This is a genomic window from Streptococcus sp. OMI870 (genome assembly GCF_047460295.1).
Taxonomy (GTDB): Bacteria; Bacillota; Bacilli; order Lactobacillales; family Streptococcaceae; genus Streptococcus.
Genome location: NZ_JASHGM010000004.1, coordinates 20,619 through 46,929, shown reverse-complemented (window position 1 = coordinate 46,929; position 26,311 = coordinate 20,619). Strand labels below are relative to the sequence as shown.

Here is a 26,311-nt window from a genome sequence, read left to right as displayed (position 1 = left end):
TTAGTCATTTTCGCTATTTTCTGATGGCTCCTTCGTCTCTTTTGGCCTCTCTTCAGAAGGCTTTTCGCTCCCTATCTGCTCTTTATCTTTCTGTGTCTTCTTCTTTTCTTTTTTGCTCTTTCTACTATCTTTTTCTTCCCTTACAGAAAGGACAAACTCATAGCTTTCACCATCTATCTCGGCCTGAGCATGAAGAAAACCAGTGTCCTGCTGTAGCTGAACGGTGCCAGACTTTAAGTGAATCTCTGTTGCCTTCTCATCACTCTTTCCTTTTTCAAGAGCCAATTGTACCAAAGCGTAGGCTCGAAGGCGATCTTGACTTGCCTTTAAGATCCGTCTCTCCGCAACCTGACGGTGAAGGTAAAACTGAAGCAAGAGACTGAAAATTGCTGCCATCAAGAGGGCGTAGAGCAAGACACCAGCCTTAACTTTTTTCATTTTGTATCGCTGGTACCACATGGTAGACATACTCCCTTTCTAGACCTTCTTCAAAATTCAAACGCAGATGAATCAACTCCCCCTCCTGCCAAATCTGACTGGAGTGAACACCTGAAATCATAGGCTGATAGCCCTTGCCCTTATCATCTGTTTTTCGGATATCATCTCCTTTAGATTGGCCAATCGCAATCGGTTTTTGATCCTGAACCAAGTAGATATGGTTATTCTCCACTTTTTCAAAACGACTCCGATCCAATTCCACCTGCAATTGTTGCTGAAATAAGATCCATTCTTCCTGCTTTTGCTGTGCTTGGTAGTCCAACTCAGCATGCAGGAGCTTGGTCAAGCCTTGAAAGACCAACACACCTCCACTCAGCACTAAGAGAGCAACCAAGGCTTCGAGCAAGGTAAAGGCTTTGACCCTCCTTTTATTCCACATGCAGCACCACCTTCCCCTGATGATAGACCGTGATTTGATCAGCATCTTTTTCGACATGAACCTGAATGCCATTGGCCTCAAGATCATTTTGTCCTGCCTGAAGAGCCATTTGGACGACAGACAAGACTTCTACTTCCTTGAAATCTGCTAGTCGCTCCTTGCGCGAACGCCGGATCTCCCCTAGTAATAAGGTTGTAATCATGGCAAATAAACTCAAGGCAACTAAGGATTCTAAGAGAATACTAGCGGGAACGAATGCTCTTTTTAATTTTCCCATTTCCAAGCGACAGTTGATAGGTCACCACTCCTCTCTGTGTCTGAAAGTGAACATTGGCCAGGGATGAATTGCCACCTGCTCGTTCCAAGCGAATAGTTTTAGGATCTTGCAACGTGACAGAATCAGGAATTTCCACCGTCTGGTAAGGCGTTTGAATCTTCCTTGCAGTCACTTCAACATCCAATTCCTTTTGCCTTGCCAGTGCTATCTTCTGGCTTTCTTGATAGAGGTGTTCAAACTCTGCAAAAAATACTTTTTCTTCCACTTGTTGAAAACTCGTCTTGATCGATCCCGACAAGCCCAAATAGATGAAGCTGACGATCATCAAGGTCAGAAGGGTATCCACCAAGGTGAAGGCCTTAATCTGCAACCGCACGAGTTTCTCCACTATTTTTTGCATAATAGGCACGGTAGGATTCTGCTTGTTTGTTGGTAATATTTCCATCAGCAATCAGTTTTGCTAAAGTGGCTTGATCATTGGTATGATTAAGTTCATACAATTCTGCCTGGCTTTCGACCACCTTGACAACCGCTGCATTTCCTGTCTCTTTCACAGAATCTTTTTGTTTGGTCAAATTTGGCACAAAGAGCAATAAGAGTACACTGATGATCAATAAGACCACCAACATTTCAATAAGGGTAAAGGCTTTTACCTTATATATTTTTAGTTTTTTCATAAATGAACCTCCATATTTTGATAAATCGGCAGCAACATGGCTGCATAGAGTAAGACAATCACAAGAGCTACAAAGACAAAGACCAAAGGTTGTATCACATTCATAGCCTTGTGAACCCGACGAAAGAAATCTTCCCAGGTTTTTTCAGCGTAGATTTCTAACTCACTTCCGAGCTTTGATTTAACCTCACCATATTCAATCATAAGGGGCAATTCTTTTTTGAAAAAGGAATACCGTCCAACTGTATCTGAGAAAGACTGGCCACGATCTAAAGAAAGAGCTAAATCCCTCCCAATCTCTTGAAAAAGTTGGGATTTTTGCTCCTGCATCATGGTAAAAATCTGAGACAGCTCCAATCCTTGTCCAATCAGATTGCCCCATTCTCTGGCATAATAGGCTGTCAAGTAAGCTTGAATCATGCCTTTCCCGAAAGGCAGATGGGACAAGCTTCTAAAAACTTTGATCTTACTAGACTGTCTATAATAGAGAAAGCCGAGTAAGACGAAAGCTACCAGTCCCGCTCCTAGCGCCAAAAAGAGCTGGGGAAAAGAGCTGATCAGTTGGGTACCGATATTTTGAGCATCCATTTGCGGAAGCAAGTAATTGCGCAAGCCTAGCATAATCAGAACTAAAAACCCAAGTAAGATAAGAGGATAGGTACTCACCTCGATCAGCTTTTTCTTGACCTTTCGCATATTCTCCAGATAAGCACTAATTTTCTCCAAGCTCAAGGCAAGATTTCCATGGAGCTCAGAAAGAGAGAGCTGTGTCGTGACCGCATCTGAAAAACCGATCCCCGCCATCATCTCTGAAAAACTCAGCCCTCGAGAGAGATCCTCTCGCATCTGGGAAACCAAGCGACTCTCCACTAGGTGGGAACGGTCCAAAAAATCGACAATTTCAGATAGGTGAAAACCACTCGAGTAAAGATTCAAAAACAATTCAATGATTTGCTTTTGTTTAGCGGTAGATAATTTTTTCGGCTTGTGCCTGAGCCAGCTGGATATATCCCGATTGAGCCAAGAGATCCATTTGTTGGTTCCAGCGGCTGGCTGAATGCTCTTGGTAGTTTTCTGTTGCAAAATCAACAACCCCTCCTCCTGCAATTAATCGTTGGTAGCAAATACCTTGTAAAACAATCTTGAGCTCTTCCTCACTCACTCCAAGTTCTAAAAGCCTCTCATAAACACCTCGAACGCTCTTGGCATGGATAGTAGAGAAGACTGTCACACCTGTCAAACTAGCTCGTACAACTGCACGAGCTGTTTCCTTATCTCGGATCTCTCCAATAATAAGAAGATCCGGCCGATGACGTAAAGAGAGTTTGATCAAGTTGTCATAGGTCATGCCAATCTGGTCATTCAGCTGAAGCTGCAGCATATTGTCCTGCTTGATTTCGACCGGATCTTCAATGGACATAACTTGCTGGCCCGCAAAGCGCTCTTGGGCTAAAGCATGCATGAGGGTAGTTTTCCCCGAACCAACTGGTCCCGCAAAAAGGTAGAGACCACGGCCAGCTAATTTTTTCTGCAATTCCGGCAACTGATCAAACCAAAAACGCAATTCGCGTTCCTCATCATGCAGGAGTCGAATGACTAAGCTTTCATAGCCACGATAATCCCCCACCGTCGACAAACGCATCGAAACCATTCCATCCTCCAAAGGGTAATCGCACGATCCTAACTGGCTACGCCTTTTTTCTCCCACGTTCATCCCTGCCACGAACTTAAAATGGCTAATCATAGCCGTCATCTCCTCAAAAGGGAAAGCCTGCACAAAGCGCCGTTCATCTCCTACCCTCATAAAGACTTGGTACTCTTCCCTCCGAGGGATGAAGTAGAGATCCTGGGCCTCTTCATTTCTACCCATACGGATCAATTGTTTAGCAATTTCTTGAACCATAATTCCTCCTCTCACTTATACTATTCGAAAAAGAAAAGAAAAAAAGAAGACTTTCTAGATCGCTCTAAAAAATCTTCTAATTTTTACTTATAACAGGGTTTTTGCACCTTTTTGGGGATCAGGACTATATTGGCAAGAACGGTGTTTCCGACTTCCTTTTTCCTTTTCGTAACCAGGACGGAGTTTGCTTTTAGGAATTTTTTGTTCATCCTCCAAGAGAACGATCGAATGGAATAACTGCACATCTTCATTGCAGTCCTCACACCATTCTTGTTCTTTGGAATCCCAAAAGATCGTCATCAAATCACTCCTACTCTTGTAACTAGGAAAGTGATCATTCAACTCCAACCACTTTTGCTTGTAGAATTTAAGCGCTAGGTAATAGTCGTCAAAAGTTTGACTACCGACGACATCTTCTTCCCAACCATCTAAGAACCACCAGGGTTCACAGTCCCCGTACATTTCAATCACTCGATACATAAACTCTTCCATCCTTTGTATTCTCTATTATATAGAAAATCATTTGAGAATAAAAGTTTTCTGCTCATAACATAATTTTTCAGATAATTTTCAGATGTTTTTCTCTATATTTTTCCAAAAATAGACCATCCCTTTCCTTTAGGTTCCTTTTTTCGAAAATAACAAAAAGAGAATCCCACCAAAATGGTCAAGCCATCTTGCGGGGCTCTCTCTTTTTAACTCCTTAGAACAATTCAAGCGCAATCATGGTTGTCATGGTTGCATCGTAATAGTTGTTCAGAGGTAAATCTTGTGTGAAGATATACTTATTCTGTTGAACCAACTTCAAATAGCCTTTTTCATGCTCAGACGCATAAACAATCGGTGCCAAAAAACTTGCTGCCTGATGATTGTTCAAGGCCTTCCCTTTCAAATCATAACCCGCATACAGGTTTCTTTGACTCTTGAAAAAGTTTAACATTTTTTTCACCAGTTTTTGACTAGTTGCGTCCTTGCTTTGAACAAGATTGTATGGAAGACGACAAGCGTTATAAGAGTAGGCACCATCATACTTGGATTCAATCGTCTTAGGATCCGCTACGCGAGTGCCTTGCTCATCAACCCAGATGAAATCAGGCAATAGGCCCGTTTTTGTTTGGGAACTAATTGTTTCTAATTGTTGCAACATCTTCTCTTTGATATCCAACCACTTCGAATCTTTTGTCACTTCATAAAAGATCTGGAATTGCGCTGGTAGTGTATCAGACGTTCGCATCAAATGGTAAAATTCTGAATTCTGATTAGCCCAATTTCCCACTGTCAACACACCAGTTTCTTCATTGTAGTTGTAAGTGAGGATATCTTCTAGAATCGCTTTGGCTTGAGCTTGGTATTCTTTAGCTTGCTTTGGCCATTGCTGAGCAGCTTCTAACAAGGCATAGGCAATGTATAGATCCCCATCTGTAGCGTTATGATCCTCAGCCTTTGTTTTTCCATTGTTGATGGTTTGTTTCCAAGACATCAACTGGGTGCCTTCTAAGCGGTGCTTTAGATAATATTGGTAGAGTCGGTCAAAGTCTTCTTGTTGGGCTTGCCCTTTTCTGGCAGCCGCAACTGTAATGAGCATCCCATAACTTTGCCCCTCAGATAAGACTACTGATTGATCGGTATCATTGCTTGTCCGAACAAAGGACTCTTTTCCTTTCGAAACAACAAAATGCTCACTCCACTGACGATAAATTCGATTTCTCATTTCCACCTTACTTCTCGTTCTAGCTAAAAACAAGGTCAAACAGAAAATGCAAAGGATGACTAGAAACCATACATATCTCATCTTTTTCGTTTTCATATTTTCTCCTATCCTGCGAATCGTTTTGTTTTAACCCATTTGGTTTCTTTACGGTGCAATAGTTTATCCATCACAATAGAGGAGATGGCATCAATTGACACAATGATAAACAGTTGAGAATAGGTGAAATAGGCAGCCAAGGCCAACCAAATTTGCTTGGTAGTTGCTTGACCAAACTGTGAAGCGAGAGCTACATTAATCTGAAGCAAGTAGAGCCCAATCATCAAGATCCAATTGAACAACATCAATTGTGCAATATAGATATTATCAGCATCAAAAGCAAACGGAATTTGAATACCTGGTACTACTGTATGGAGACACATGGCGAGAATGTTGGCAAAAAAGATCAAATCAGATAACACGATCGCCGCATTAAACCAGAAGAAGATACAAGAATAGTTGGTCACTTCCAACTTCACGCGCCAATTTCCCTTACCAAATAAATGCTTGAAATTAGAAAGAACCACTTCATAATTCCCTTTGGCCCAACGTTTCCGTTGCATATAATAACTCTTCAGAGTTTCCGGCTCTTGTTGGAAGGCTTCTGAATTATAGGCTAGCGCAATCAATTTCCCACTTTGCATAATCTTGAAGGAAATATCCGTATCCTCTGTCAAGGCACCATTTTTCCAGCCTCCAATACTTTTTACAAAGTCTTTTTGGATGATAAAGTTGGTTCCTGGAATCCGTCCAATCTTAAAGAGGTGCCACATCCCCACATGATGCACCCGTTGGGTCACAACAATTTCTTGGTTGATACAACGGGTCAAGAAATTTTGACCTGCATTCCGCGTTTTGTTCCGACCGAAAGAGGCCACATGTCGTTCTGGATCCTTCAAGACTTCTTTCACAAGGAAATAAAGAGCATTCTTTTCAGGCATGGCATCCGCATCATAGACACAGATATAATCCCCAGTTGCCATTTTCAAAGCGTCATTCAGAACACCTGCTTTCCCACCTGTTCCACTACGATTGATGATGGTCAAATCACGTCCTGCATACTCTGGCAATGCTTTGACGGCTAGACATTCTTCATAGGTCCGATCGGAACAATTATCCGCAAACAGCAGTAATTCTACCCGATCATGAGGGTAGTTCATTTCAAGAATAGCCTTGGCTGTCTGTGCAATAACGACATCTTCATTATGGGCTGGCACGACAATGGTCACTTTTGGATAATAAGGAAGCGGATCCGTATTGACACGAAAATCACTATGTTTAAACCAAAAATGAACAGCCGAAAAGAGGATGACCAAGCCCCAAGCTAAGGAAAGCCAAATTGAAATCAAGGCAATAATCATCATAATTTGACTAATCATGGTCCACCGCCTTAAAGTTTTTATTCACACGATGGTAAATTACCATATAAGCTACAAATAATACAATAAAGCACAGGGCAAAAAATACACTAATGCCCACAGCTATATTAAAAAATATATTTGTAAGAGTCATTTTTTCCTCCTAATATTCCACAATAATATCTGTTTCAAGTTGACGTTTTAAGTAACGAATCATTTCTTTATAGCGATGGTATTTGGTTCGATTTGATTGATCCACTACAAGAAAGCCGGACTGAAATTGAATGGCTTGAACCCCATCTTCGCCTTGGAATACAAGGCCTTCCAATTGTGGTTTCAAGACCGTCACATAATCCTTTTTCAGATCCCGCTCGCTGTCAGCAGATAAGATCAAAAAATTACCGTCTGATACATAATACAAACCTTCATTTGGTTTTAGATGATGCGTTAACAAATAGTTGATTTGGTTCAAGGTCCGATTATACTCCCTCGGTTGCACTTGGAAAAACAATTCCTCGTGAGACCAGTGGATAAGTAAGGCTTGAATCTGTCCCTTATTTTCCCCACCATAAGAAGCAATGAGATTGCGGTAAGCCGCATAGGCTTCTGGCTCTTGGTCTTTTACTTTTGCGATCTCTTTAAAGAGATGATAGCGAATATTTAGCAAGATTCCAATTAAAGCTGGAAAACTAAAAAGTAAGAGCAAGGCTTGGTGAAAGGGGATATAAACGACTCCCGCTACCAAAAAGACAATCCCAAAGGCAAAGGACAAAAGGATGGTCCAGGTCAACAATAAATCAGATAAAACAATGGCAGAAAATAATCCTAAAACAAAGAATAATCCTTCTTCAAGAAGAATCCCTCTTGCAAAAAACAAGCAGTAAAGTAAAAGAAGTACTTCGAAAACAATCAAAATCAGCAACCATCTACTTAACTTTTCCGTTTTTTTCATTTATTCTTTCTCTCCCTCGTAAAATTCTTCGGCAGCCTCTCCCTGGCCAAAATAATGTTTAATAGCTTGTACGATTCGCTCAGACGCTCTTCCATCCCCATAAGGATTTCGCGCATTCGCCATTTCTAGATAAAGATGTTCATTGGTTAAGAGCTCTGTCATCGTAGCTTTAACGACTGCAGGGTCTGTCCCAACTAATTTCAAGGTTCCTGCTCGAACACCTTCTGGGCGTTCTGTCGTGTCGCGCAATACCAATACCGGTTTCCCTAGTGATGGCGCCTCCTCTTGCACACCACCTGAATCCGACATGATAAAGTAACTTCTAGAAGCCAAGTTATGGAAATCAAGCACATCCAGGGGTGCGATGAGATGGATCCGATCGTGATCTCCTAATAGATCGTTCGCCGCCTCTTGGACCGCTGGACTAAGATGAACCGGATAGACTACTTCAATATTCGGCTCTTGATCCACCATTTCTCGCAGGGCTCCAAAGACTGCTCGCATCGGCGCTCCTTGGTTTTCTCTTCGATGCATGGTGACAAGAATCACTTTTTTAGCTGGATCTACTTGATCCAGTACCTCGTGGTGGTAGTCCTCTTGAACGGTTAGTTTTAAGGCATCAATAGCTGTATTTCCCGTCACCACAATAGAAGATTCTGGATGATTTTCTTTTAAGAGATTGTCCTTACTTTCACTTGTCGGCGCAAAATACAGATCCGCTAGGTTATCCGTCATTTGGCGGTTCATTTCTTCTGGATATGGAGAATATTTATCAAAGGTCCGTAAACCGGCTTCGACGTGGCCAATACTCACTTGGTTATAAAAGGCAACCAAACTCGCCGCAAAGGTAGTTGTCGTATCTCCATGGACTAAGACCATATCCGGTTTTTCTTTTTTGATAACGGGATCTAATTTATCCAAAATTTTAGAGGTAATCTCTAATAGGGTCTGGCTCTTTCCCATAATATCTAAGTCGTAATCTGGTACAACTTTAAAAGTCTCTAGGACTTGATCCAACATTTGACGGTGCTGAGCAGTCACCACCGTAATGGTCTCAATAGTCTCCTTCTGCTTTTGCAATTCCAGCACTAAAGGGGCCATTTTAATGGCCTCCGGTCGCGTCCCAAACACAACCATAATCTTCAATTTTCCCATAAACTTCCCCCATCGACATACATGTAATTCGACATTTTTTTAATTTGTGTACATCTTTTTCCATTCTACCGCCAATGACTTTAAATGTCAAACCGATTTTGGGTTTTATAAAGAAATTACTAATAGTTAGTCATTTTATTATTTTGGTGTTTAGAATACATATCCACATAATCACTAATTGTAAATAATTACAACATCTCTTTTAAGGGGCTAATATTTTTGGTAAAAAAACAATTCAATAATTATACAATTATTTTTCAAATAATAAATTTTTATTATTTTCTCAAAAAAAGTCGGAACACATAGTTCCGACTTTTTTTCTTATTCTTCTACGACTTCAGCTGTTTGAACTTCATCTACAGTTCCATCTGTTACTGGCACTTCTTCGATGATTTCAACTTCGTTAATCGCTTGTGGTTCCAAGTTACGGTAACGAGCCATACCTGTACCAGCAGGAATAATCTTACCAATGATAACATTTTCCTTCAGTCCAAGGAGATGGTCTTTCTTACCGCGAATCGCCGCATCTGTCAAGACACGAGTTGTTTCCTGGAAGGAAGCCGCTGACAAGAAACTGTTGGTTTCAAGAGAGGCTTTAGTGATTCCCATAAGGACTGGACGAGCTGTCGCAGGAACCCCACCAGAGATAAGGACATCCTTATTGGCATCTGTAAAGTCTGTAATGTCCATGAGCGTACCCATGAGAAGGTCCGTATCTCCTGGATCCATGACACGTACTTTACGGATCATTTGACGCACCATTACCTCGATGTGTTTGTCGCCGATTTCTACCCCTTGGCTACGGTAAACTTTTTGTACTTCCGCAAGAAGGTAAGTTTCAACAGACAAGACATCACGAACGGCAAGGAGACGTTTTGGTTGGATAGACCCTTCTGTCAGAGCCGCACCACGAGAGACTTGATCTCCCACTTCGACTTTCATGCGGGCAGTGTAAGGGACAACGTATTCACCCTCTCCAGTTGCTCCGCTAACAAAGACTTTCTTGGTCCGTGTAGAAGCATCTTCTTCAATAGCTGTGACTTCCCCTTTGACCTCAGTGATGACCGCTTCCCCTTTTGGATTGCGGGCTTCAAAGATTTCTTGGACACGAGGAAGACCCTGAGTGATATCGGTATTTGAGGCAACCCCACCCGTGTGGAAGGTACGCATGGTAAGCTGTGTACCAGGTTCCCCGATAGATTGGGCAGCGATAGTTCCGACTGCTTCACCCACTTCAACCGCATCACCAGTCGCCAAGTTGATACCGTAACAGTGACGGCAGACACCATGGCGGGTGTTACATGTAAAGACAGAGCGGATAGTGACTTCTTCCACACCAGCATTGACAATTTCACGTGCTAGGTCTTCTGAGATCAAGGTATCTGGACCAACGATGACTTCACCTGTTTCAGGATGTTTAACAGATTTCTTGGTATAACGACCAGTCAAGCGTTCTTCGAGTGGCTCGATCATTTCCTTACCATCAGTAATGGCACGGATCACCAGTCCACGGTCTGTTCCACAGTCATCTTCACGGATAATGACGTCTTGGGCAACGTCAACCAAACGACGAGTCAAGTAACCTGAGTCGGCTGTCTTAAGGGCCGTATCGGTCATCCCTTTACGGGCACCGTGAGTTGAGAAGAACATTTCGAGTACTGACAAACCTTCGCGGAAGTTTGAAAGGATTGGCAATTCCATGATCCGTCCGTTTGGAGCGGCCATCAAACCACGCATACCGGCAAGTTGCGAGAAGTTTGAGATGTTACCACGGGCTCCAGAATCCATCATCATAACGATTGGGTTCTTCGGATCTTGGTTATCCACCAAGCGTTTTTCCAATTTCTCACGGGCTGCACGCCATTCAGCTGTAACGGCATTGTAGCGTTCGTCATCTGTGATCAAACCACGACGGAATTGTTTGGTGATCTGTTCCACACGTTTGTGAGATTCTTCAATGATTTCAGCCTTGTCTTCAACAACCGGAATATCGGCAATCCCCACTGTCAAACCAGCAAGGGTTGAATGATGGTAACCTAAGTCTTTCAAGCGGTCCAAGAAGGCAGACGTTTCAGTTGTACGGAAACGTTTGAAGATTTCAGCGATGATATTTCCAAGATTTTTCTTCTTGAATGGAACGTTCAATTCCAATTTCTCAATCGCTGCTTTAACATCTTGACCAGGCTCCAAGAAGTATTTAGCTGGGACACCGTCTGTCAAGTTGGCATTATTTGGCTCTTGAAGGTATGGAAGTTCTGCAGGCATGATATCGTTAAAGAGAATCTTACCAACAGTTGTCAATAGAATCTTGTGCTGTTGCGCTTCTGTCCATGGTTTGTTCAAGCTATCGGTCGCAATTCCGACACGAGTATGCAAGTGAACATAGCCATTGCGAAGGGCCATGACCGCTTCATCACGGTCTTTGAAGACCATTCCTTCGCCTTCACGACCAGCTTCTTCCATAGTCAAGTAGTAGTTCCCCAATACCATATCCTGAGATGGGGTAACGACTGGTTTCCCATCTTTCGGATTCAAGATGTGCTCAGCAGCCAGCATCAAGATACGAGCTTCTGCTTGGGCTTCTTCTGAAAGCGGTACGTGGATGGCCATTTGGTCCCCGTCAAAGTCGGCATTGTAGGCTTCACAGACAAGTGGGTGCAAGCGAAGAGCTTTCCCGTCAATCAAGACAGGTTCAAAGGCTTGGATCCCCAAACGGTGAAGGGTCGGTGCGCGGTTCAAGAGAACTGGGTGTTCTTTGATCACTTCTTCTAGGATATCCCAGATGCGTTCATCTCCGCGTTCGACCAAGCGTTTTGCAGCCTTGACGTTTTGCACGATATCACGCGCAACGATTTCACGCATCACGAATGGTTTGAAGAGCTCGATGGCCATTTCACGTGGCACACCACATTGGTACATTTTAAGAGTTGGACCAACGGCGATAACGGAACGTCCTGAGAAGTCAACCCGTTTACCGAGCAAGTTTTGACGGAAGCGTCCTTGTTTCCCTTTGAGCATGTGGCTCAATGATTTCAGTGGACGGCTACCTGGTCCTGTGATTGGACGACCACGACGACCGTTGTCGATCAAAGCATCGACAGCTTCTTGGAGCATCCGTTTTTCATTTTGCACGATGATACCAGGAGCATTCAAGTCAAGCAAACGCGCCAAACGGTTGTTCCGGTTAATCACACGACGGTAAAGGTCGTTCAAGTCAGAGGCGGCAAAACGGCCACCATCCAATTGAACCATCGGACGAAGATCTGGTGGAATAACTGGAAGGATGTTGAGAACCATCCATTCTGGCTTGTTACCAGATTTGTAGAAGGCATCCAAAACATCCAAACGGCGAACAGCCTTCACACGTTTTTGACCAGTTGCAGTCTTCAATTCTTCTTTCAAGACAGCAATTTCAGCTTCCAAATCTACTTGTTTCAAGAGGTCTTGGATCGCTTCTGCACCCATCTTGGCAACAAAGGAACCTGCTCCGTATTCACGCAAGCGTTCACGGTATTCACGTTCTGTCATGATAGACTTGTGCTCTAGCGGTGTATCTTTTGGATCGATGACCACGTAAGCTGCGAAGTAGATGACTTCTTCAAGAGCACGAGGACTCATATCCAAGGTCAATCCCATACGAGAAGGGATGCCTTTGAAGTACCAGATGTGTGATACAGGTGCTTTCAACTCGATGTGACCCATGCGTTCACGACGAACCTTGGCACGTGTTACTTCCACACCACAGCGGTCACAAACGATCCCTTTGTAACGGATCCGTTTGTATTTTCCACACGCACATTCCCAGTCTTTTGTCGGTCCAAAGATGACTTCATCAAAGAGACCTTCACGTTCTGGTTTCAATGTACGGTAGTTGATTGTTTCAGGTTTCTTGACCTCTCCATAAGACCATGAACGGACCTTGCTTGGAGAAGCTAGGGTGATTTGCATACTTTTAAAACGATTTACATCAACCACTATTTCTTACCTTTCCTTGTTTTCATACTTGTTTCATTTGGATACAGCCTTAGGTGGGGAAAGAAAGTTAACCTTCTTTCCACCTCCTAGTGTCTGTATCTTGTTTCCAAATCATCCTGTTAGAGACATTCCTTTCTCACAGGATAACTCTGAGTCTTGATTATTTTTCTGATTCTTCCGCATCAAAGGCAGCTTTTGCTTCCTTAGCTGCTTTTTCACGTGCTTTTTCAAGGTCATCCACATGAATCACATCATCATCTTCCCCTTCATCGAGGTCACGAAGTTCCACTTCTTGATCATCTTCGTCCAAGACACGCATGTCAAGACCAAGAGATTGCAATTCTTTGACAAGAACGCGGAAGGATTCCGGCACACCTGGTTTTGGAATTGGTTTACCTTTGGTAATCGCTTCATAAGCTTTCAAACGTCCGTTGACATCATCTGACTTGTAGGTCAAGATTTCTTGAAGGACATTAGACGCACCATAAGCCTCAAGGGCCCACACTTCCATTTCCCCGAAACGTTGTCCACCAAACTGAGCTTTACCTCCGAGTGGTTGTTGGGTAACCATTGAGTATGGTCCGACTGAACGGGCATGGAGTTTATCATCAACCATGTGGTGAAGCTTGATCATGTACATGACACCGACAGAGACACGGTTGTCAAATGGCTCACCTGTACGACCATCATAAAGAATGGTCTTAGCATCGCTATCCATACCAGCTTCTTTCACAGTATCCCAGAGATCTTCTGAGCTTGCTCCGTCAAAGACTGGCGTTGCGATGTGAATACCCAAGTTACGAGCTGCCATACCAAGGTGAAGTTCCATAACCTGACCGATATTCATACGCGATGGCACCCCAAGAGGGTTCAACATGATATCAACTGGTGTACCGTCTGGAAGGTAAGGCATATCTTCTACAGGAACAATACGGGATACAACCCCTTTGTTTCCGTGACGACCGGCCATCTTATCTCCGACGCGAATCTTACGTTTTTGTGCGATGTACACACGAACCAACATGTTGACACCCGATTGCAATTCATCTCCGTTTGCACGCGTAAAGATCTTAACATCGCGAACGACTCCATCTCCACCGTGAGGTACACGAAGAGAGGTATCCCGCACTTCACGAGATTTATCTCCAAAGATCGCGTGAAGAAGACGTTCTTCAGCAGAAAGGTCTTTTTCACCCTTCGGTGTTACCTTACCGACAAGGATATCGCCTTCTTTTACTTCCGCACCGATACGGATAATACCTGTTTCATCCAAGTCGCGAAGAGCATCTTCCCCAACGTTTGGAATTTCACGGGTAATTTCTTCAGGGCCTAACTTGGTATCGCGTGTTTCAGATTCGAATTCTTCCAAGTGAACAGATGTATAGACATCTTCTTTCACCAAGCGTTCGCTCATGATAACGGCATCCTCGAAGTTATACCCTTCCCAAGTCATGTAAGCGACGATTGGGTTTTGACCAAGGGCCATTTCCCCTTTTTCCATCGATGGTCCGTCTGCGATAAAATCGCCTTTTTCAACAACATCGCCAACTTTTACAAGGGTACGTTGGTTGTAAGCCGTACCTGAGTTTGAACGACGGAATTTTTGAATATGATAGACATCAAGAGATCCATCTTCCCGACGAACTTCTACCTTGTCCGCATCTGCGTAAGTAACTTTACCATCGTGTTGCGCAATGACTGCAGCTCCTGAGTCATGGGCTGCTTGGTATTCCATACCAGTACCCACATAAGGCGCTTTTGGATCAATCAATGGAACAGCCTGACGTTGCATGTTGGCACCCATGAGGGCACGGTTGGAGTCATCATTTTCCAAGAAAGGAATACATGCTGTCGCAACGGCAACTACTTGTTTTGGAGAAACGTCCATGTAGTCGACTTGATCAGATGGGAATTCTTGGTTGTTACCACGGTGACGTCCCATAACGATTGGCTCAGCAAAGCCACCCTTTTCGTTCAACTTAGAGTTGGCCTGAGCGACAATGTACTCATCTTCTTCATCGGCTGTCAACCAGACGATTTCGTTGGTGACCACACCTTTTTCACGGTCCACTTTCCGGTATGGCGTTTGGATGAAGCCGTATTTGTTCAAGTGTCCATAAGATGACAAGTTGTTGATCAAACCGATGTTTGGTCCTTCAGGTGTTTCGATTGGACACATCCGACCATAGTGAGTGTAGTGTACGTCACGGACTTCATATCCGGCACGGTCACGTGTCAAACCACCAGGCCCTAAGGCAGACAAACGACGTTTGTGGGACAACTCAGAAAGTGGGTTGTGTTGGTCCATGAACTGGGACAACTGTGAAGAACCAAAGAATTCTTTAATCGCCGCAGTTACGGGACGGATGTTGATGATTTGTTGTGGTGTCAAGACATCATTATCTTGTACAGACATGCGTTCGCGAACGTTTCGTTCCATCCGTGAAAGTCCAAGACGCACTTGGTTGGCAAGCAATTCACCAACGGCACGAATCCGACGGTTTCCAAGGTGGTCGATATCATCCACACGGCCAAGACCTTCTGCAAGGTTCAAGAAATAGCTCATCTCTGCCAAGATATCGGCTGGAGTTACGATGCGAACTTTGTCAGATGGGTTGGCATTTCCGATGATAGTGACAACGCGATCTGGATCAGTTGGAGCGACAACTTTAAATTTTTGCAATTCAACTGGTTCTGTCAAAACAGCAGCATCATTTGGAATGTAGGTAATTTTGTTCAAACCATTATCCAATTGTTCAGAGATGCTGTCGATGACATCGCGTGTCATGACTGTACCAGCTTCTACAAGGATTTCCCCTGTCTCAGCATCTACCAATGGTTCAGCAATGGTTTGGTTCAACAATCGGGTCTTGATATTGAGTTTCTTATTGATCTTGTAGCGACCAACAGGAGCCAAGTCATAGCGACGTGGATCAAAGAAACGGGCTACCAACAAGCTACGTGAGCTTTCTGCTGTTTTTGGTTCACCTGGACGAAGGCGCTCATAGATTTCTTTAAGAGCTTCATCTGTCCGTGAATCCATTGGGTTTTTATGGATATCTTTCTCGATGGTATTGCGAACCAATTCACTATCCCCAAAGATATCAATAATTTCATCATCTCCTGAGAATCCAAGAGCACGTACAAGAGTTGTAAATGGAATTTTACGCGTACGGTCGATGCGCGTGTAGGCAATGTCTTTTGAGTCTGTTTCTAGCTCCAACCATGCCCCGCGGTTGGGGATAACCGTTGATCCATAACCGACCTTACCGTTCTTGTCCACCTTATCATTGAAGTAGACACCTGGTGAACGGACGAGCTGCGATACGATGATCCGCTCTCCACCATTGATGATGAAGGTTCCCATTTCAGTCATGATTGGGAAATCACCAAAGAAGACTTCTTGGGTCTTGATTTCACCTGTTTCTTTGTTGACCAAACGGAAGGTCACAAAGATTGGTGCTGAGTAGCTGGCATCGTGGATGCGGGCTTCTTCTAACGAATACTTCGGTTCGCGGATTTCATAGCCCACAAATTCCAATTCCATTGTATCCGTGAAGTTTGAGATGGGAAGCACATCTTCAAATACTTCCTTCAAGCCATGATCCAAGAAATCTTTGAATGAGTCTGTCTGGATTTCAATCAAGTTTGGTAAATCAAGAACCTCTTTGATTCTTGAAAAACTACGACGGGTCCGATGTTTCCCGTATTGAACGTCATGTCCTGCCAAAGTTTTTAGCTCCTTTTTCCATACTAGGATAGCTAGGTAAAATGACTTCACCACCTATCCGGTTTTAACTACATTTGTGTGACTTGCATCACGTGAAGAGCTGTCTCTTCACCTCATTTGCCGTTTTTGTAATTTTTAGAAAAATTAAGTTTGTGTAACAAACTAGATTTTTTTCTAAAAAATAGACACAAAAAGAGCAGCTAAATCGACTTATTCAAGTAAGATTTAACTGCTGTAAGCTCTTATTTGGACAATATTTCAAATAAAGCACACGACAAATTAGTTACACCTATTATACCGTATTTCCCTTCAAAAATCAAGGCTTTGGCCAGGTTTTCTACTGGATGCGATTACCGTTGATTGCCTCGATTTGAGTTGCTTCGATTGGAACTATTGGTCGTCGTATTGTTCTTATTGTTGCTTTGATTGCCACCTGCATTGCCTAGAATCGCTGCCCAAGCGCTTTGGTAATCGCTATCCGATCCCCCGATGGCAAAGCGGTATTGAGTGGTAGGGGCTCCATTTTTGGCCCACAGACTGGTCACCGTTTGACCACTCACATCGATATCTCGGCCATTGACATTGACACGACCTGGTCTTTCACCAGTTGATTTAAGAACTTCCGAACGGATCACACTCTTGTCTAAGGTGAATTTTTCCTGAATCCCAAAGAGACTTGGATCTGCTTGGTAGATTGCATTGGCTAACTGCGCCATGTATTGAGCATTGTTGTTGTATCCGGTCAAGGTTTGCATGGAAGCATTGTTGTCATGACCGATCCAACCTCCTAAAGAAACATTTGGAGTGGACAACATCAACCACATATCCCCGTTTGAGTTGGTGGTACCAGTTTTTCCAATCCAGTCAGCACCTGCCAGCGTTGGGTTGACTTGGCTAATCCGTGACTTAAAGGTCGTTGTGGCACCTGACGTAATCACCCCACGCAAGAGATCCTGCAGAATAGTTGCTGTTGCTGGAGAGTAAACACGAACAGGATCTGCTTCATGCTTGTAGACCACATCTCCATCACGATCGATAATTTGCTCTACCATGTAGCGCTTGAGGTAGTTCCCATTATTGGCAATGGTTTGGAAGCCATTGGTATGTTGGGCAACCGTGACCTCAATTCCTCCCCCCATCGGCAGACTCTCAATTCCGTACTCTGAAATATCATAACCCATCTTCTTCATGTAGGAGGGAACATCTACGCCCTGTTCACGAAGGGCCAGGTAGGTCCAGTAAGCAGGGATATTCCAAGAGGTATTTAGAGCCTCACGGAGGTCCATCATAGCCGTTCCTCGACTATCCACGTGCATGATCGGCTCACCACTAGAGAAATTGGTTGGATAGTTTGATAGGATGCTATTGCTTCCCATCAAACCTTGGTCGATGGCAATCCCATAGGCCAATAATGGTTTAATCGTCGATCCAGGTGATCGCTCTGTGTCAAAAGCATGGTTGTTTTGGTTACCATCAAAATTACGTCCACCAATAAAGCCTAAAATCGCGCCCGTGCGATTGTCCATGAGGACATTACCGACTTCTACAAGACCCGTTCCATCATCCAAGACGCTTCCAAAATTTGCTACTGCTGCCTGCATCGCATTGTGAACCGGTTTGTTAATGGTTGTTTGAATGGTATAGCCACCTTCACGCAACTCGTTTTCAGCCAATTCTTGATAGGCTTTGACGGTTTCATTATTTTTCAAGTCTTGCTTGGTCACATTGTCCCGCTTGATCAAGTAATCATACATGGCCTCTTTGGCCTCTTGCATGGCCTGGAAATAGAGGTAATCATGAGGTGTTTTCTCGATGCCATCAGGGGCAATGAAATCTTTGGTTAAATCATACTGAACGTAGGACTCGTAGTCTTTTTTCGACAAAACTCCTGTCCGGTACATATTAAACAAGACGTCTTTGGCACGCGCCAAACCTAACTCGAGGTTCTCCTTGCTCTTTAAACTACCATCTGCCGCGTAAGGAGAATAGACAATTGGACTCTGTGGCAACCCAGCGATAAAGGCCGCTTGCGGAATGGTCAAATCTTTTGCAGAAACCCCAAAGATCCCTTGGGCTGCTGCTTCGACACCTGCAATATTTTGTCCCCGATTGTTCCGTCCAAAAGGTGAGACATTTAGGTAAGTGGTGAGGATTTCATTCTTATCCATCCCCCGCTCCAAGGCCAGAGCATCGACAATTTCTGTCGCCTTACGTGTAAAGGTTGGAGCATCTCCGACAACTTGCTGTTTGATCAACTGTTGAGTTAGGGTTGATCCTCCACTAGAGGAACCCACACCGGCTACCGATCCAAGTGTTGCCCGCAGAACTGCTTTGGGCACAACCCCCTTGTGACTTTCAAAATTCTCATCTTCGGTTGCAATGACAGCCTTTTTGACATTGTCTGAAATGGCATCTCCAGTGACGGGAATCCGGATTAAATCACTATCTACTTCAGCAATCAGGCTCTTATCGGAATAGGTCAGTTTTGAAACCCTGCTTACATTGCGGACCTGTTGGACCAACTCCTCTGTCTTTGGAACTTTGACATTACTAAAGAGACTCGCCGCATAGCCAATCCCGATCCCTGCACCAAATAAGAAGAGACAAATCAACAGGGCAATCATCACATCCCACAGGAGTTTGAGGGTCCGTAAAAAGGTCGCAAAAATATCGCCAACAGACCATCTGCTCTCTTCATCTTTTTCCTTCTTCGGAGTATCTGTATTCATGTTTGCAAAAAATTTCTGGACTTTCTTCCAAAAATCTTGCAGCTTCTCTTTTAATTGATTCACTGATTCTTTCTCCTTGTTCCCTATATTATAGCAGATTAGGCACCTTGATTTCAATCACAAGAGCGTGGAAATCGTCGCCAATTGTTTTTGAGGAAGCCTAAGAAAATACTGGAAAGCATTGCCATTTCCATGGTTTATGGTAGAATAGAGAAATGAATAAACTTATAAAGGAGAAAAGACACATGCACATTTTTGATGAGCTAAAAGAGCGTGGTTTGGTATTTCAAACGACGGATGAAGAAGCCTTGCGCAAAGCACTGGAAGAAGGTCAGGTTTCTTATTATACTGGTTATGATCCAACTGCTGACAGCCTTCACCTTGGTCACTTGGTTGCCATCTTGACGAGCCGTCGCCTTCAATTAGCAGGCCACAAACCTTATGCGCTCGTTGGCGGTGCGACTGGTCTCATTGGTGATCCGTCCTTCAAAGATGCTGAACGTAGTCTCCAAACAAAAGAAACTGTACAAGAATGGGTTCGCTCCATTCAAGGGCAATTGTCTCGTTTCCTCGATTTTGAAAATGGTGACAACAAAGCCGAAATGGTCAACAACTACGATTGGTTCGGAAGCATTAGCTTTATTGACTTCCTTCGTGATGTCGGAAAATACTTTACGGTCAATGCTATGATGAGTAAAGAATCTGTTAAAAAACGGATTGAGACAGGGATTTCTTACACAGAGTTTGCCTACCAAATCATGCAGGGCTATGACTTCTACGTCCTCAACCAAGAACACAATGTAACCCTTCAAATCGGTGGATCTGACCAATGGGGAAACATGACAGCCGGTACTGAGTTGATGCGCCGTAAAGCAGATAAAACTGGTCATGTTATGACTGTGCCTTTGATCACAGATGCAACTGGTAAGAAATTCGGAAAATCAGAAGGAAACGCCGTCTGGCTCAATGCAGACAAAACATCTCCATACGAAATGTACCAATTCTGGATGAATGTGATGGATGCGGATGCTGTGCGCTTCTTGAAAATCTTCACTTTCTTGTCACTTGATGAGATTGAAGAGATCCGCAAACAGTTTGAAGCGGCGCCACACGAACGCTTGGCTCAAAAGATCTTGGCGCGTGAAGTGGTTACCCTTGTCCACGGCGAAGAAGCCTACAAGGAAGCCCTCAACATCACAGAACAACTCTTTGCAGGAAACATCAAAAACCTTTCTGTCAAAGAACTCAAACAAGGCCTTCGTGGTGTGCCAAACTACCAGGTCCAAGCAGAAGACAACCTCAACATTGTTGAACTCTTGGTCACAGCTGGTGTGGTAAATTCTAAACGCCAAGCCCGCGAAGATGTTCAAAATGGAGCTATCTACGTCAATGGCGAACGCATCCAAGACCTTGACTATGTCTTGAGCGATAGCGATAAATTAGAAAATGAATTGACCGTTATCCGTCGCGGTAAGAAAAAATACTTTGTTTTGACTTATTAAGAAAGTAAAACCACGAAGTTTGGTATGAACTTCGTGGTTTTCTTATACACTTTTTTCTGAGACTATTTCCCTTTTCTGCGATGCAACAATGCCTGGTTGATTCGTTGAGTTTTTTTATGGAGCTGCCAAATCTGGTAAAGCCAGATCAGGCCGTATATTGCTAGAAAGATCAACCAAGGAATCGGACTCCGTAAGGCTGCCCCCCAGCCAAAAAATAAGTAGGTCAATGCTAAAATGGTAGCTGTCACAACTAAATGCAGGACCACACGCAAACTATAGGTCAAAAACTCTTCTTCCTCAAGAATGAACGTCAAGACTCCCATTGTTCCACTCATTAAAAAGATCGCTAAGATGTTGCGTACATTCACGGCAGGATATACGATGTTGGTGTAGACATGGGATAATAACACCAAACACAAATAAAAGAAGGATCCTGTCCTCATACCAGATACAAAATAAGCTATAACTCGTTTCATCACTTTCTCCTATACCCCTAAATAATCCATCAAGGATTTGACATATTTCCGACTGACACTTGATTTTACTCCGCGTGTCAGTTTAGCCATCATATTGCCTGAAAAACTATCCGATAGCGATTCCAAATGGTCGATATTCATCACCGCGTGGCGGGATATCTGTAAAAAATTACGACGATTAATCCGATGTTGAAAATTTGTCAAAGTATCTCTGACGGTGAACGTTTTGTCTGTCGTATAAATGGTTAGCTGATTCTTATCAATCTCGGCTAGAATAATGTCATCAATTTTCACCATGATCAAATGATCATCTGTCTTGATAGGAATCACTACTTGATTCACTGTCGAAAACTGTTCGAGATAGTCCATCACCTCTCGTGCTTGATCAGATAATTGCTTGGCTTGAATGACCACACAGGGGTTGCTTTCTGGGATATCCTGTTTTTCCTCAAAACGAATCTTCATTCCTACTCCAATTCTCACTTACTTTCTTTTACTCGATCTTTTTGCCAAGGAAATCCAAATCCCCAAAGCTAGAAGAATGCCTCCTAACACTATAAGGTATGTTTGTTCCTTTGTCAATAAAGCTTGCCATTTGAGCTGAACACCCATTTTTTCTTGAAATTCTCGAAGAAGATCATCTCGCCCCTTAAAGGTTTCGCTCACTGCTTCTTTCATGAGTACTTGTCGATAAAGTGCAGCAATATAAGTTGCTGGAGTACATTTCATTAGTAGTTGTGCAAAATCAGGTAAAACACCTAAAGGTACATAAGTCCCTACCAAAAAACCAGAAGCTGTACCCACTATGGTCGCAAACTTCCCCAAACTGTCTACGGATTGGAAAAAATAAACAAAAATGGCATTCACTAAACTAGAAAGCAGGCTACTAAGCAGCATGATGAGGAGCACCTCAGGTAATAGAGAAAGGGTTGGAACTTCTCTAAAATAGCCACACATCAGCACATACATAAGGATCTGCATGGAAAAAGAAATGATGATTGCACTCGTTAGATACGAAAATGCTAACCGCCACTTCCCTTGATCCGATAAATAAAGATCCTGATCTACTTGATGTTCGCGATCCTTTACTAGCTGAGTCAGGGCAGCCAGACTTGTCGTAATCCCTGTCACTGCCAGCGTCCCACTCATTAACCAATTATTTAGCACAGGACCACTATTGGGGAGCTGAGCCCAAGCATCTGTTAGATTTTTTTGAAGAAAAATAATATAAAGAACAAAGGAAATCAAGGCTCCCAACAGGGAGAAGAAAACTCCTGAACGATTCCTAAAATACAATAAAAAATTTCGCTTTAGTAAGGCTAGCATTAGCGAACCTCCCTTCCTGTAAGTGCAATAAAGGCATCATCCATGGTCCCTGGACGAAACTCAAAATGGGCTAGATTATCTCTAACTTGCGCCAGGTAATCAATGGCTTCCCTTTCGCTCTTGGGTTGAAAAATATACTCCAATTGACTTTGTTGCTCTACTGACATTCCCGAAGATTTGAGACTTTCTATCTGCTGCATCTCCTTGAAACGAATCTTCAAGATGTTTTTTGCATATTGACTCTTAATATCTAGTGCCGATCCTTGAGCAATCACTTCCCCATGGTCTACAATATAAATTTGATCAGCTTCATCTGCTTCGTCAAGATAATGCGTGGTCAATACAACGGTCATTCCCTCTTCTCTCTGCAATTGATAGAGCAAATCCCAAATAGACTTCCGAGTTTGAATGTCTAAACCTGTCGTTGGCTCATCTAAGAACAGAAGATCTGGACCATGCAGTAGAGCACGCGCAATGTCAACCCGACGCTTTTGGCCACCTGAAAGCGTCCCATATTTCTGCTTTTGAAAAGCTGATAGCCCTAGTCGATCAATAAGATCAGACACACGATTTGGTTTTAGTCCTTTATACTGTCTGGCACGAATGGTCAGATTTTCCCTAACCGTCAGCATCTCATCTAAAACACTGGTTTGGAAGACCACACCAATTTTAGTACCGGGTTCATAGATTATTTCGCCTTGCGTTGGTTGTTTCAAACCGATCAACATAGAAATCGTCGTTGATTTCCCCGCCCCATTTGGTCCTAGAATCGCATTAAACGTTCCCTTTTCAAACTGTAGGTGAATATGATCAACCACTAGATGATTTCCATACCGTTTACTGATGTTTTTAGCTTGTAATATCATGTTCTCTCTCCTTTTTGACAGTATCAGTCTAGCAAAAAAGCCACTTAAAAAACGACTTTTGGGGATAAGTGGTCAAAATGAAGAGATGAGTGGCAAGATGAAAGAGACAAAAAGAAGAAGAAAATTTATTGCAGCCATTCTTTTCCCCATTGATTCAAGTCCTTTAAAATCGGCATCAGTGATTTGCCTTTTTCTGTCAGCTCATATTCTGTATGGTGCTCTATTAGAGCATCGGTTGCTATCTAGAATCTCTTTTGTTACACTACTAATATGAATACACCGATTAAACCAAAATTACAACGATTTCAAACAGCCACTGCTTTTGCCTGTCCCATCTGTCAATTGGACCTAGAACTTGCGGGGACCAGTTTTAAATGTCCCAAGGGCCATTCTTTTGATTTAGCGAAATTTGGCTATGTCAACCTAGCTCCCCAGATCAAACAATCGAAGGACTATGACAAAGAAAATTTCCAGAATCGCCAGCTGATCTTAGAAGCAGGTTTTTATGAGCCGATTCTAACAGCGATCGGACAAAAAATTCCGACCAGTGATGCTAAGATTTTAGATATCGGATGTGGGGAAGGCTATTACTCCCGTAAACTACAAGAGGCTTATCCCGAAGCTACTTTCTATGCATTCGATCTTTCCAAGGAATCTGTGCAACTAGCTGCCAAGAGTGACGCTAACTGGAAGGTCAATTGGTTTGTAGGAGACTTGGCTCATTTACCCATTCAATTCAAAAGTATGGAGGTCATTTTGGACATCTTCTCCCCAGCTAATTACGCTGAATTTGAGCGTGTCTTAAAGGATGAAGGGGTGATCATTAAGGTCGTCCCAACCTCTTCTCATCTGAAAGAAATTCGTCAGTTGGCCCAAGATCAATTGACCAAGCAATCCTACTCCAACCAGGAAATTTTGGAGCACTTTGAAGACCACTGCCAGATCCTCTCATCCGAAACGATCAGCCTCACCAAGAATTTAACTCCTGAAGAACGCCAAGCGCTCCTCGCCATGACCCCCCTTCTATTTCACGTAGACCAAGAAAAAATCGATTGGACCCAACTCACAGAAATCACCATCGAAGCTAAGCTTCTGGTTGGGAAAATCAAGACACAAAGGACGTAGCGGATAAAGTCAAAATAGGGTATTTGATGCAGAATCATTAGATTCTAGGAGGATACATCTTTATAAATCTAATCAAATCCTAAAAAACTTCATTCGTTAGAATTATCCAATCATCTACTGAACTTTCCGCCGTGAAAAATTACCTGAAACACATTTGTTTCAAGTACTCGGAATTATTGAAACCTTAGGTTCAATAATTAGTCATGGAACTTCCTGGATTGCTGAAATCATCCACTGGACAATTTCACCTAACGTCCGTACTCACCTAAGGAAAGTTTTTAAGAAGACTTTGTCTTCAATTAAAAGGCTGAGACAAATCGTCTCAGCCTTTTACTCATCTTCTGTATGCTCTATCATAACTTGTAAACGATAGGTTTTAGGAGATTTTCCACAGAGTTTACGGAAAACCTTGTAGAAATAGCCAACATTACTGTAGCCGACCTTGTAGCAGATATCCTCAATACTGTCATTGCTCGATAAGAGGAGCTGCTGGGCAGCCTTGATCCGCTGTTTGTTTAGGAGTTCTGCGAAAGTTGCGTTGGTTTCGCGTTTAATCAATTGTCCTAAATAGACTGGATTGATAAAGAGTTCACGACTGATGTCTTTGAGTGACAGCTCTTTTTGGTAATCACGGCTAATCACTTGGAGGACACTCGCTACATTTTCGTTCATCCGATAGTGGGATAAGAAACGGGACAACTCTTCCTGGATGAAGCCAAGCATATCGCTAAAGGTAGCAGCTTCTTGGACTTTCTTGACCACATCAGCCAAATCATCTCCTTGCAGGTATTCAAACAAATGAAAGACATCCATCAAAAATTGGATAAAGAGCTGCTTGGTCAGCGAAACCTTAGGTGTCTTCTCAAGAATCATTTTTTCCAACCAGTCCAGTTCTTCTAAGATCTGTTGGATATTTCCTTGCATGATCACCCGGTAGGCCGGCTCGTAGTAATGGAAGACCTCTTCATCTTGATTGAGAGGGGTCGCCCCATAAAAGAGACTCCGCTCCACTAGGTCCTTAAATTGATGAAAGTGCTCCTTATAAGGAGGCTCAAAGGCCTTCTCAATCATGGCATCTTCTTTTTGATCCGAGATAAAGAGTTGAAGATTTTGCCCAAGAACTTGGTAAGACGAGCTGATAAAGCCTTTTTTCTCCTTAGCGACTCCAATCCACAATGAGTTCCGGCCTGCGATATACCGACAAAACTCTTCCTCAGAGATGTCATCGTGAATCAAACGATTGGCCAACTCTTGGCTTGGTTGCTGGATTTGGTGCTGAATTTTTTCTAGGATATTGCCCATCTCCACCTTATTGACAGGTTTGAGCAGGTAGTCTGCCACGCGCAAATTGAGGGCTGTTTTGACATATTCAAAATCCTGATAGCCTGACATAATGATATAGGCAGCATCTGGGATCAAATCCTTCATCTCTGCAATCATCTGAAGTCCGGTCTTTCCAGGCATATTGACATCCGTGATCACCACATCCACCGGATGTTCTCGCACATAATCAAGGGCCTGGTCTGCATCTTCAGCAGTTGCGACCACTTCCATATTCCAGTGGTCAAAGGGGATTAATTTTTTTAACCCTTCTGTAATCATATACTCATCGTCTACTAATAAGACTTTGTACATTC

General features: G+C 43.2%; 22 protein-coding genes and 1 pseudogene. 2 read left to right on the top strand and 21 right to left on the bottom strand.

Annotation, left to right across the window (positions count from 1 at the left end; genetic code table 11):
• The 15 genes from comGG to pbp1b form a co-directional block, all read right to left on the bottom strand.
• Positions 1-459 carry a competence type IV pilus minor pilin ComGG gene (comGG, locus tag QM968_RS07595; protein ID WP_414383479.1) on the bottom strand — a complete coding sequence of 153 codons (459 nt, stop codon included), beginning with the start codon at positions 457-459 and terminating at the stop codon, positions 1-3.
• Complete coding sequence (comGF, locus tag QM968_RS07590; protein ID WP_414383332.1) at positions 425-877, bottom strand: competence type IV pilus minor pilin ComGF; 453 nt, start codon at positions 875-877, stop codon at positions 425-427. The genes comGG and comGF overlap by 35 nt, the downstream gene beginning before the upstream one ends.
• Positions 867-1,154, bottom strand: coding sequence for a competence type IV pilus minor pilin ComGE (comGE, locus tag QM968_RS07585; RefSeq protein WP_414383330.1), 288 nt, complete (start codon positions 1,152-1,154; stop codon positions 867-869). Before comGE ends, comGF begins: the two co-directional genes overlap by 11 nt.
• The gene (gene comGD / locus QM968_RS07580; protein WP_414383477.1) at positions 1,120-1,524 is read right to left on the bottom strand and encodes a competence type IV pilus minor pilin ComGD; all 405 of its coding nucleotides are present in this window, start codon (positions 1,522-1,524) and stop codon (positions 1,120-1,122) included. The genes comGE and comGD overlap by 35 nt, the downstream gene beginning before the upstream one ends.
• Positions 1,514-1,831: a competence type IV pilus major pilin ComGC gene (gene comGC / locus QM968_RS07575; protein WP_414326341.1), complete on the bottom strand. Its 318-nt coding sequence runs from the start codon at positions 1,829-1,831 to the stop codon at positions 1,514-1,516. Before comGC ends, comGD begins: the two co-directional genes overlap by 11 nt.
• On the bottom strand, positions 1,828-2,859 hold the full coding sequence (gene comGB, locus QM968_RS07570; RefSeq protein WP_414383475.1) for a competence type IV pilus assembly protein ComGB: 1,032 nt from the start codon (positions 2,857-2,859) through the stop codon (positions 1,828-1,830). The genes comGC and comGB overlap by 4 nt, the downstream gene beginning before the upstream one ends.
• Positions 2,792-3,733, bottom strand: coding sequence for a competence type IV pilus ATPase ComGA (comGA, locus tag QM968_RS07565; protein WP_414383328.1), 942 nt, complete (start codon positions 3,731-3,733; stop codon positions 2,792-2,794). Before comGA ends, comGB begins: the two co-directional genes overlap by 68 nt.
• A gap of 87 nt (positions 3,734-3,820) precedes the next feature.
• Entirely contained in the window at positions 3,821-4,213 is a 393-nt protein-coding gene (locus tag QM968_RS07560; RefSeq protein WP_051035314.1) for a DUF1033 family protein, read from the bottom strand.
• Positions 4,214-4,436: 223 nt separating this feature from the next.
• Positions 4,437-5,540 carry a glycosyl hydrolase family 8 gene (locus tag QM968_RS07555; RefSeq protein ID WP_009732066.1) on the bottom strand — a complete coding sequence of 368 codons (1,104 nt, stop codon included), beginning with the start codon at positions 5,538-5,540 and terminating at the stop codon, positions 4,437-4,439.
• An 8-nt stretch (positions 5,541-5,548) separates the two neighbouring features.
• Complete coding sequence (locus QM968_RS07550; RefSeq protein ID WP_414383325.1) at positions 5,549-6,859, bottom strand: glycosyltransferase family 2 protein; 1,311 nt, start codon at positions 6,857-6,859, stop codon at positions 5,549-5,551.
• Positions 6,860-7,001: 142 nt separating this feature from the next.
• Positions 7,002-7,790 carry a hypothetical protein gene (locus QM968_RS07545; RefSeq protein WP_414383323.1) on the bottom strand — a complete coding sequence of 263 codons (789 nt, stop codon included), beginning with the start codon at positions 7,788-7,790 and terminating at the stop codon, positions 7,002-7,004.
• Entirely contained in the window at positions 7,791-8,945 is a 1,155-nt protein-coding gene (gene wecB, locus QM968_RS07540; protein ID WP_414383321.1) for a non-hydrolyzing UDP-N-acetylglucosamine 2-epimerase, read from the bottom strand.
• Positions 8,946-9,266: 321 nt separating this feature from the next.
• Positions 9,267-12,920 carry a DNA-directed RNA polymerase subunit beta' gene (rpoC, locus tag QM968_RS07535; RefSeq protein WP_414383319.1) on the bottom strand — a complete coding sequence of 1,218 codons (3,654 nt, stop codon included), beginning with the start codon at positions 12,918-12,920 and terminating at the stop codon, positions 9,267-9,269.
• Between the two features lie 160 nt (positions 12,921-13,080).
• Positions 13,081-16,650, bottom strand: coding sequence for a DNA-directed RNA polymerase subunit beta (gene rpoB, locus QM968_RS07530; protein ID WP_414326353.1), 3,570 nt, complete (start codon positions 16,648-16,650; stop codon positions 13,081-13,083).
• Positions 16,651-17,000: 350 nt separating this feature from the next.
• Positions 17,001-19,442 carry a penicillin-binding protein PBP1B gene (pbp1b, locus tag QM968_RS07525; RefSeq protein WP_414383317.1) on the bottom strand — a complete coding sequence of 814 codons (2,442 nt, stop codon included), beginning with the start codon at positions 19,440-19,442 and terminating at the stop codon, positions 17,001-17,003.
• Positions 19,443-19,624: 182 nt separating this feature from the next.
• Here pbp1b and tyrS point away from each other — a divergent pair, with 182 nt between their 5' ends.
• Positions 19,625-20,881, top strand: coding sequence for a tyrosine--tRNA ligase (gene tyrS, locus QM968_RS07520; RefSeq protein ID WP_003004779.1), 1,257 nt, complete (start codon positions 19,625-19,627; stop codon positions 20,879-20,881).
• A gap of 62 nt (positions 20,882-20,943) precedes the next feature.
• Here tyrS and QM968_RS07515 read toward each other — a convergent pair whose 3' ends face one another.
• The 5 genes and pseudogenes from QM968_RS07515 to QM968_RS07495 all read right to left on the bottom strand — a co-directional run.
• A complete protein-coding gene (locus tag QM968_RS07515; protein WP_414383315.1) occupies positions 20,944-21,357 on the bottom strand; it encodes a DUF3021 domain-containing protein in 414 nt (137 codons plus the stop codon).
• Between the two features lie 9 nt (positions 21,358-21,366).
• Positions 21,367-21,822 (bottom strand): LytTR family DNA-binding domain-containing protein, encoded by a 456-nt coding sequence (locus QM968_RS07510; protein ID WP_049496832.1) that lies wholly within the window; start codon positions 21,820-21,822, stop codon positions 21,367-21,369.
• An 18-nt stretch (positions 21,823-21,840) separates the two neighbouring features.
• Positions 21,841-22,683, bottom strand: coding sequence for an ABC transporter permease (locus QM968_RS07505; protein WP_414383313.1), 843 nt, complete (start codon positions 22,681-22,683; stop codon positions 21,841-21,843).
• Positions 22,683-23,549, bottom strand: coding sequence for an ATP-binding cassette domain-containing protein (locus QM968_RS07500; RefSeq protein ID WP_414383311.1), 867 nt, complete (start codon positions 23,547-23,549; stop codon positions 22,683-22,685). The genes QM968_RS07505 and QM968_RS07500 overlap by 1 nt, the downstream gene beginning before the upstream one ends.
• Positions 23,550-23,674: 125 nt before the next feature.
• Positions 23,675-23,782: pseudogene (locus QM968_RS07495) on the bottom strand (winged helix-turn-helix transcriptional regulator); the annotation flags it as partial.
• A 37-nt stretch (positions 23,783-23,819) separates the two neighbouring features.
• On the opposite strand from QM968_RS07495, the gene QM968_RS07490 reads away from it, so the two are divergent.
• On the top strand, positions 23,820-24,674 hold the full coding sequence (locus QM968_RS07490; protein WP_009732054.1) for a putative RNA methyltransferase: 855 nt from the start codon (positions 23,820-23,822) through the stop codon (positions 24,672-24,674).
• 330 nt (positions 24,675-25,004) lie between these two features.
• Here the strand turns inward: QM968_RS07490 and QM968_RS07485 are convergent, their stop codons facing one another.
• The gene (locus tag QM968_RS07485; RefSeq protein ID WP_414326359.1) at positions 25,005-26,309 is read right to left on the bottom strand and encodes a response regulator transcription factor; all 1,305 of its coding nucleotides are present in this window, start codon (positions 26,307-26,309) and stop codon (positions 25,005-25,007) included.
• Between the last annotated feature and the right edge of the window lie 2 nt (positions 26,310-26,311).